6 protein-coding genes are annotated in these 8,920 nt (G+C 65.8%); all 6 read left to right on the forward strand.

Going from position 1 to position 8,920, the window contains the following annotated elements; all coding sequences use genetic code 11:
* The coding region (locus V7E09_RS12640) for a DNA-directed RNA polymerase subunit beta (RefSeq protein WP_442956891.1) at positions 1-485 on the forward strand (485 nt) is incomplete at its 5' end.
* Between the two features lie 160 nt (positions 486-645).
* On the forward strand, positions 646-4,527 hold the full coding sequence (locus V7E09_RS12645; protein WP_324512389.1) for a DNA-directed RNA polymerase subunit beta': 3,882 nt from the start codon (positions 646-648) through the stop codon (positions 4,525-4,527).
* A gap of 353 nt (positions 4,528-4,880) precedes the next feature.
* Positions 4,881-5,252, forward strand: coding sequence for a 30S ribosomal protein S12 (gene rpsL, locus V7E09_RS12650; protein WP_129459186.1), 372 nt, complete (start codon positions 4,881-4,883; stop codon positions 5,250-5,252).
* On the forward strand, positions 5,252-5,722 hold the full coding sequence (gene rpsG, locus V7E09_RS12655; protein WP_324512390.1) for a 30S ribosomal protein S7: 471 nt from the start codon (positions 5,252-5,254) through the stop codon (positions 5,720-5,722). The genes rpsL and rpsG overlap by 1 nt, the downstream gene beginning before the upstream one ends.
* A 90-nt stretch (positions 5,723-5,812) precedes the next feature.
* A complete protein-coding gene (gene fusA / locus V7E09_RS12660; RefSeq protein ID WP_324523474.1) occupies positions 5,813-7,924 on the forward strand; it encodes an elongation factor G in 2,112 nt (703 codons plus the stop codon).
* Positions 7,925-8,099: 175 nt separating this feature from the next.
* Positions 8,100-8,920: elongation factor Tu (locus V7E09_RS12665; RefSeq protein ID WP_324523475.1), on the forward strand; the 821-nt coding region annotated here is incomplete at its 3' end.

Here is an 8,920-nt window from a genome sequence, read left to right on the forward strand (position 1 = left end):
ACCCGGAGAAGGTCGGCGTCGGCTACATCTACATGCTGAAGCTGCACCACCTGGTCGACGACAAGATTCACGCGCGTTCGACGGGGCCGTACTCGATGATCACGCAGCAGCCGCTGGGTGGTAAGGCGCAGTTCGGTGGCCAGCGCTTCGGTGAGATGGAGGTGTGGGCGATGGAGGCCTACGGCGCCGCGTGGGCGCTGCAGGAGCTCCTCACCATCAAGTCCGATGACGTCCCGGGCCGCGTGAAGGTCTACGAGGCGATCGTCAAGGGCGAGAACATCCCCGAGCCGGGCATCCCGGAGTCCTTCAAGGTGCTGGTCAAGGAGATGAAGTCCTTGTGCCTGAACGTCGAGGTGCTCAACTCCGACGGCACGGTCGTGGAGCTGCGTGATTCCGAGGACGACTTCCACCGTGCGGAGGAGTTCGGGATCGACCTGTCCCGCCGTCCCGGTGCCGACTCGTTCGCCGACATCGAGGAAGTCTGATTCTTTGAGGGTCGCGCTGAGCCCGTGCGGGGCTCGGCGCGACCACCCATCCGGGAGTTCGCTCCCAGCCGGCCGGGGCCCCGGTCGGTCCTGTCGTCCGGATCGGCGGCCACCGATCCGAACAGCAATCCCCAAGGTGTAGGGGAGAGAAGGAAGTAACGTGCTGGACGTCAACGCTTACGACGAGTTGCGTATCGGCCTGGCCACCGCGGACCAGATCCGCGAGTGGAGCCACGGCGAGGTCAAGAAGCCTGAGACGATCAACTACCGCACGCTCAAGCCGGAGCGTGACGGGCTGTTCTGCGAGAAGATCTTCGGTCCCACCCGGGATTGGGAGTGCTACTGCGGCAAGTACAAGCGGGTGCGTTTCAAGGGCATCATCTGCGAGCGCTGCGGCGTCGAGGTGACCCGCTCCAACGTTCGTCGCGAGCGCATGGGCCACATCGAGCTGGCCGCCCCCGTGACGCACATCTGGTACTTCAAGGGCGTCCCGAGCCGGCTGGGCTACCTGCTGGACATCGCGCCGAAGGACCTGGAGAAGGTCATCTACTTCGCGGCGTACATGATCACGTCCGTTGACGAGGACGCCCGCCACCGTGACCTGCCCTCGCTGGAGGCAAAGGTGGAAGTGGAGCGCAAGCAGATCGCTTCGCGCCGCGATGCCGACATCGAAACCCGCATGCGCAAGATCGAGGAGGACCTCGCGGCGCTGGAGGCCGAGGGCGCCAAGGCCGATGTGCGCAAGCGCGTCCGCGACCTGGGCGAGCGTGAGGTCAAGCAGTTGCGCGACCGCTCGCAGCGCGAGCTGGATCGCCTGGACGCGGTGTGGCAGCGGTTCAAGTCGCTGAAGGTCCAAGACCTTGAGGGCGACGAGATTCTCTACCGCGAGATGAAGAGCCGGTTCGGCAAGTACTTCGCCGGCTTCATGGGTGCCGAGGCGATCAAGCGCCGGCTCACCGACTTCGACCTGGAGGTCGAGTCGGAGAACCTGCGCACCATCATCGCGACCGGCAAGGGGCAGCGGAAGACGCGAGCCCTGAAGCGGCTCAAGGTGGTGTCCGCGTTCCTCACGACCGGCAACAACCCGGTCGGCATGGTGCTGGACGCCGTCCCGGTCATCCCGCCGGACCTGCGCCCGATGGTCCAGCTCGACGGTGGCCGCTTCGCGACCTCCGATCTCAACGACCTGTACCGGCGTGTCATCAACCGCAACAACCGCCTCAAGCGGCTGCTGGATCTCGGCGCGCCCGAGATCATCGTGAACAACGAGAAGCGGATGCTCCAGGAGGCCGTCGATTCGCTGTTCGACAACGGTCGCCGCGGGCGTCCTGTCACCGGGCCGGGCAACCGCCCGCTGAAGTCGATCTCCGACATGCTCAAGGGCAAGCAGGGTCGGTTCCGCCAGAACCTGCTCGGCAAGCGCGTCGACTACTCGGGCCGATCGGTCATCGTGGTCGGCCCGCAGCTCAAGCTGCACCAGTGCGGCCTGCCCAAGACCATGGCGCTGGAGCTGTTCAAGCCGTTCGTGATGAAGCGTCTGGACGACCTCAACCTCGCCCAGAACATCAAGTCGGCCAAGCGCATGGTGGAGCGTCAGCGTCCCGTCGTGTGGGACGTCCTGGAGGAGGTGATTCAGGAGCACCCCGTGCTGCTGAACCGCGCCCCCACCCTGCACCGTCTGGGCATCCAGGCGTTCGAGCCGCAGCTGATCGAGGGCAAGGCCATCCAGCTTCACCCGCTGGTCTGCACCGCCTTCAACGCCGACTTCGACGGTGACCAGATGGCTGTGCACCTGCCGCTGTCCGCGGAAGCGCAGGCGGAGGCCCGCGTGCTGATGCTGTCGACGAACAACATCCTCAAGCCCGCCGACGGACGCCCGGTCACCCTGCCGACGCAGGACATGATCATCGGTCACTACTTCCTCACGACGACCCGCGACGGGCAGCCGGGGGAGGGCCGCGCCTTCTCCAGCAAGGACGAGGCGTACATGGCGTTCGACAACGGCGAGATCCTGATCAATTCCCGGATCTCGATCGTGCTGCGCGACATTGTCCCGCCCGCGGGCGTGGAGGCACGCCCGGATGGGTCCGTGCTGCTCGACACGACCCTGGGACGCGCCCTGTTCAACGAGGCGCTGCCGTCGGACTACCCCTACGTCAACAACTCGGTGGGGAAGAAGCAGCTGGGCGCGATCGTCAACGAGCTGGCTGAGCGCTACCCGAAGGTCGATGTGGCGCGCACGCTGGATCGCCTCAAGGACATCGGTTTCAAGTGGGCCACGCGTTCGGGCGTCACCGTCTCCATCGCTGACATCCAGACGCCGCCCAGCAAGCCCGAGATCCTGGCGACCTACGACGCGAAGGCCACCAAGATCACCCGCCAGTTCGAGCGTGGCAAGGTGACCGAGGAGGAGCGCCAGCAGGAGCTGGTCCAGTTGTGGACCGACGCGACGGCCGAGCTCACCGCGGCAATGGAGGCCAACTTCACCACCGACAACCCCATCTTCATGATGGTCGACTCGGGTGCCCGAGGGAACATGACGCAGATGCGGCAGATCGCCGCCATGCGCGGCCTCGTGGCCAACCCGAAGGGTGAGATCATCGCTCGCCCGATCAAGTCGAACTTCCGTGAGGGCCTGTCGGTTCTGGAGTACTTCATCTCCACCCACGGTGGTCGTAAGGGCCAGGCGGACACCGCTCTGCGGACCGCCGACTCGGGCTACCTCACGCGGCGTCTGGTCGACGTCTCTCAGGACGTCATCATCCGCGAGGAGGACTGCGGCACCGAGCGCGGTCTCACCAAGTCGATCGTCGCTCACGACCGCAACGGCAACGTCGTGGTCTCCCCGAGCGTGGAGACGTCCGTCTACGCCCGGACTCTGGCCGCTGACGTGGTCGACGCGAAGGGCAACGTGTTGGTCGCGGCCGGGAGCGATGTCGGCGACGACAACATCCAGGCCCTGATCGACGCGGGGGTGACCGAGGTGAAGGTGCGCTCGGTGCTGACCTGCGAGTCGGCGCTGGGCACGTGCGCGATGTGCTACGGCCGGTCGCTGGCCTCGGGCAAGCTGGTCGATGTCGGCGAGGCCGTCGGCATCGTCGCGGCCCAGTCCATCGGCGAGCCCGGGACCCAGCTGACGATGCGTACCTTCCACACCGGTGGTGTGGCCGGTGACGACATCACGCAGGGCCTGCCGCGTGTCGGTGAACTCTTCGAGGCGCGTACCCCGAAGGGCAAGGCTCCCCTGGCGGAGGCCGCCGGACGCGTCCGGATCGAGGATGGCGATCGCACGCGCAAGCTGATCATCGTTCGGGACGACGGCGAGGAGGATCTGGAGTACGCGTTGCCGCGCCGGGTTCGCCTGGAGTGGGAGGACCAGCAGATGGTTCGCCACTCGATCTCCGACGGCGTCCACGTCGAGGCGGGCGAGCAGCTCTATGCCGGAACCCTCGACCCGCAGGACATCCTGCGTGTCAATGGTCTGCGCCGCGTCCAGGAGCACCTGGTCGACGAGGTGCAGGCCGTGTACCGGACGCAGGGCGCTCCGATCCACGACAAGCACATCGAGATCATCATTCGGCAGATGTTGCGCCGCGTGACGGTCATCGAGTCGGGCGACACGGCCATCCTCCCGGGTGACCTGGTCGACCGCAGCCTGTTCGAGGCGGAGAACCGCAAGGCGATCACCGAGGGTCGGACGCCCGCCCAGGGCCGTCCGGTGCTGATGGGTATCACGAAGGCGTCACTGGCCACGGAGTCCTGGCTGTCGGCGGCCTCCTTCCAGGAGACCACCAAGGTGCTGACGGACGCGGCCATTCAGGCCAAGTCCGACTCGCTGGTCGGCCTGAAGGAGAACGTGATCTTGGGCAAGCTGATCCCGGCGGGCACCGGTCTGGGCCGGTACCGCAACATCCGGGTGGAGCCGACGGCGGAGGCGCGGGCCGCGGCCTACGACCTCAGCTACGACGCCTACGACTACGACATCGCCGGGACCGCTCCGGCGTTGGCGCACGACGAGTTCGACCTCGGCGATTTCAGCTGAGCGCAACCCTGTCGTCATGGGCGCCCTCGGGACTTCGGTCCCGGGGGCGCCTGGCGTTTGGGCGCATGGGCGTCCCCGGCTACACTGGGCGGGTAACGTTCGTCGGCTAGTCATGGCCTGCACGGTTTAGTTCTTTGACCGTGCTGGGGCCTAACCACTAGTCTTTGTCGTTGTGTTCGGGCGACCGAACGAATCACCGCCCACCGGAGCGCCCGTCTCGGAGCGCCTGGGGGGCTCGCAATCCCCACGAGGATCGGTTGCACTGAGTGCCCTGCGCGCTCGACGTGATGGCTCCCCGTGCCTCCCGCGTGGCCTCGCAAGGGGTCAACAACGAAACGAAGGAATACCAGCCGGTGCCCACCATCCAGCAGTTGGTCCGCAAGGGCCGCACTGACAAGGTCAGCAAGAGCAAGACGCCAGCCCTCAAAGGCTCCCCGCAGCGCCGCGGCGTGTGCACGCGTGTGTACACCACGACGCCCAAGAAGCCGAACTCTGCCCTCCGCAAGGTCGCGCGTGTCCGGCTGTCCTCGGGCATCGAGGTCACCGCGTACATCCCCGGTGTGGGGCACAACCTGCAGGAGCACTCGATGGTGCTCGTGCGCGGCGGTCGAGTGAAGGACCTTCCGGGTGTGCGCTACAAGATCATCCGCGGCGCGCTGGACACCCAGGGCGTGAAGAACCGTAAGCAGGCGCGCAGCCGCTACGGCGCGAAGAAGGAGAAGTAATGCCTCGCAAGGGACCGGCCCCGAAGCGGCCGATCGTCGTCGACCCCGTCTACGGTTCGCCGCTGGTCTCCCAGCTGGTGAGCAAGATCCTGCTCGACGGCAAGAAGACCACCGCCCAGAACATCGTCTACGGCGCCATGGAGGGGACGCGGGCCAAGACCGGCGTTGATCCCGTGCAGACCCTCAAGAAGGCCCTGGACAACATCCGCCCGGCAGTCGAGGTCAAGTCTCGCCGCGTCGGTGGTGCGACCTACCAGGTCCCGATCGAGGTCAAGCCCGCCCGCTCCACCACGCTTGCCATGCGCTGGCTGGTCACGTTCTCCCGGCAGCGTCGCGAGAAGACGATGACCGAGCGCCTGATGAACGAGCTCATGGACGCGAGCAACGGTCTCGGCGCGAGCGTCAAGAAGCGTGAAGACACGCACAAGATGGCCGAGGCGAACCGCGCCTTCGCGCACTACCGCTGGTGATCTGGCCGAAGCTCTCCCCCGCAGTAGCGGGGGAGGGCTTCGCGCCTGTCTCGAGTCGACGACCCAAGCAACAAAGATTGGAAACTACCCGTGGCCATTGACCTAACCACGAACCTGGCCAGCGTCCGGAACATCGGCATCATGGCCCACATCGACGCCGGCAAGACCACCACGACCGAGCGCATCCTGTTCTACACCGGTATCAACTACAAGATCGGTGAGGTGCACGACGGCGGCGCCACCATGGACTGGATGGAGCAGGAGCAGGAGCGCGGCATCACGATCACGTCCGCCGCGACGACCTGCTTTTGGCACGATCACCTGATCAACATCATCGACACCCCCGGGCACGTCGACTTCACCGTCGAGGTGGAGCGCTCCCTGCGCGTCCTCGACGGCGCGGTCGCGGTCTTCGACGGGGTCGCCGGTGTGGAGCCGCAGTCGATGACGGTGTGGCGTCAGGCCACCCGCTACGGCGTGCCGCGCATCTGCTACGTCAACAAGCTGGACCGCACGGGTGCCTCCTTCGACTTCGTCGTCAAGACGATCCGCGAGCGGCTCAACGCGACCGCCGCCGTCATCCAGCTCCCCGTGGGTGCCGAGGCCGACTTCCAAGGCGTCATCGACCTGGTCAAGATGCGCGCCCTCATGTGGCGCGGCGAGACCCAGATCGGCGAGGACTACACGGTCGAGGAGATTCCGGCCGACATGCTGGCCGCCGCCGAGGCTGCGCGCGAAGAACTGATCCAGGTCATCGCCGACAATGATGACGAGTTCGCCGAGGAGTGGCTGCTGGCCGAGGACTCTGGCGAGGAAGTCACCGTCGACTCGATCAAGGCGGGTATCCGCCGGGGCGTTCTGGCGAACAAGTTCACCGCTGTCGTCTGTGGCACGTCCTTCAAGAACAAGGGCGTGCAGCCGATGCTGGACGCGGTCATCGACTACCTGCCCTCCCCGCTCGACGTCCCCGCCATCGAGGGGTTCAAGCCGGGCGACGAGTCGGTCAAGCTGGAGCGTCATCCCAGCACCGATGAGCCGCTGTCCGTCCTCGCGTTCAAGATTGCCGCGGATCCGCACCTGGGTCGCCTGACCTATGTGCGCGTCTACTCCGGCGTCTTGAAGTCGGGCTCCACCGTCCTGAACGCCACCAAGGGCAAGAAGGAACGGATCGGCAAGATCTACCAGATGCACGCCAACAAGCGTGAGGAGATCGATCAGATCGGTGCCGGCATGATCTGCGCCGTCATGGGGCTGAAGGACACCACCACCGGTGAGACCCTCACCGACCCGGGTGCTCCGATCATCTTGGAGTCGATGGAGTTCCCCAACCCCGTCATCGAACAGGCCATCGAGCCCAAGACGAAGTCGGACCAGGAGAAGCTCTCGGCTGCGATCCAGCGGCTCGTCGAGGAGGATCCGACCTTCCGCGTCCACACCGACGAGGAGACGGGCCAGACCATCATCGCCGGCATGGGTGAGTTGCACCTGGAGGTGTTCATCGACCGCATGCGCCGCGAGTTCAAGGTCGAGGCGAACATCGGCAAGCCTCAGGTCGCCTACCGTGAGACCCTGCGCCGCACCGTCGAGAAGGCCGAGTACACGCACAAGAAGCAGTCCGGTGGTTCGGGCCAGTACGCCAAGGTGCTGATCTCGCTGGAGCCCCAGGAAGCCGGCGCCGGCTACGAGTTCGTCAACGGCGTCACCGGCGGACGCATCCCGCGCGAGTACATCCCGTCGGTCGACCAGGGCGTCCAGGAGGCCATGGCTTTCGGCCCGCTGGCCGGTTACCCGGTCGAGGACATCAAGGTGACGCTGCTGGACGGCGCCTACCACGATGTGGACTCCTCCGAACTGGCGTTCAAGATCGCCGGCTCGATGGTGTTCAAGGAGGCAGCGCGCAAGGCCGACCCGGCCCTGCTCGAGCCGCTGATGGCCGTCGAGGTCACCACCCCCGACGACTACCTGGGCACCGTCATCGGCGACATCAACTCCCGTCGTGGCCAGGTGCAGGGCATGGAGGAGGCGCACGGCAACCAGGTCGTGCGTGCGCTCGTCCCGCTGTCGGAGATGTTCGGCTACGTCGGTGACCTGCGCTCGAAGACCTCCGGTCAGGCGTCCTACTCCATGGAGTTCCACTCCTACGGTGAGGTGCCGAAGTCGGTGGCCGACGAGATCATCGAGAAGGGTCGCGGCGGCGAGTGATCGCCGGCGGGACTCCCGCAAGCATGCCTCGGGGCCGAGGGAGAGCGAGTTTGACTCTCCCCCGGCGCTGAAGCAAAATTGGGAGGGTCCGTGTCTGAGCGGATCGACCCACGAAGTCAAGCAAACGTGCGCCTCGCGAACCACGCGCGGGCGAACAAGGAAATGAGGAGCCCAAGTGGCAAAGGCCAAGTTTGAGCGGACCAAGCCGCACTGCAACATCGGCACCATCGGGCACGTCGACCACGGCAAGACCACTCTGACCGCGGCGATTACGAAGGTGCTCCACGACCGTTACCCGGACCTGAACGCCGTCTCGGCCTTCGATCAGATCGATAAGGCCCCCGAGGAGCGTCAGCGCGGCATCACGATCTCGATCGCTCACGTCGAGTACCAGACCGAGAAGCGCCACTACGCGCACGTTGACTGCCCCGGTCACGCGGACTACGTCAAGAACATGATCACCGGTGCCGCTCAGATGGACGGTGCGATCCTCGTGGTCGCCGCCACCGACGGTCCGATGGCTCAGACCCGCGAGCACATCCTCCTGGCCCGCCAGGTGGGCGTGCCGGCGATCGTCGTCGCGCTGAACAAGTGCGACATGGTCGACGATGAGGAGCTCATCGAGCTCGTCGAGATGGAGATGCGCGAGCTGCTCTCCTCGCAGGAGTTCGACGGCGACAACCTGCCGATCGTGCGCGTCGCGGCCTTCCCGGCCATGAACGGCGACGAGAAGTGGTCCGACTCCATCATGGAGCTCATGGACGCGGTGGACGAGTACATCCCGCAGCCGGAGCGCGACATCGAGAAGCCCTTCCTGATGCCCGTTGAGGACGTCTTCACGATCACCGGTCGTGGCACCGTCGTCACCGGCCGTATCGAGCGTGGCATCGTCAAGACCGGCGAGACCGTCGACATCATCGGCATCCGTGAGGCCAAGCAGACCAGCACCATCACCGGTGTTGAGATGTTCCGCAAGATCCTCGACGAGGGTCGCGC

Source organism: Propioniciclava sp. (genome assembly GCF_036744435.1).
GTDB lineage: Bacteria > Actinomycetota > Actinomycetes > Propionibacteriales > Propionibacteriaceae > Propioniciclava.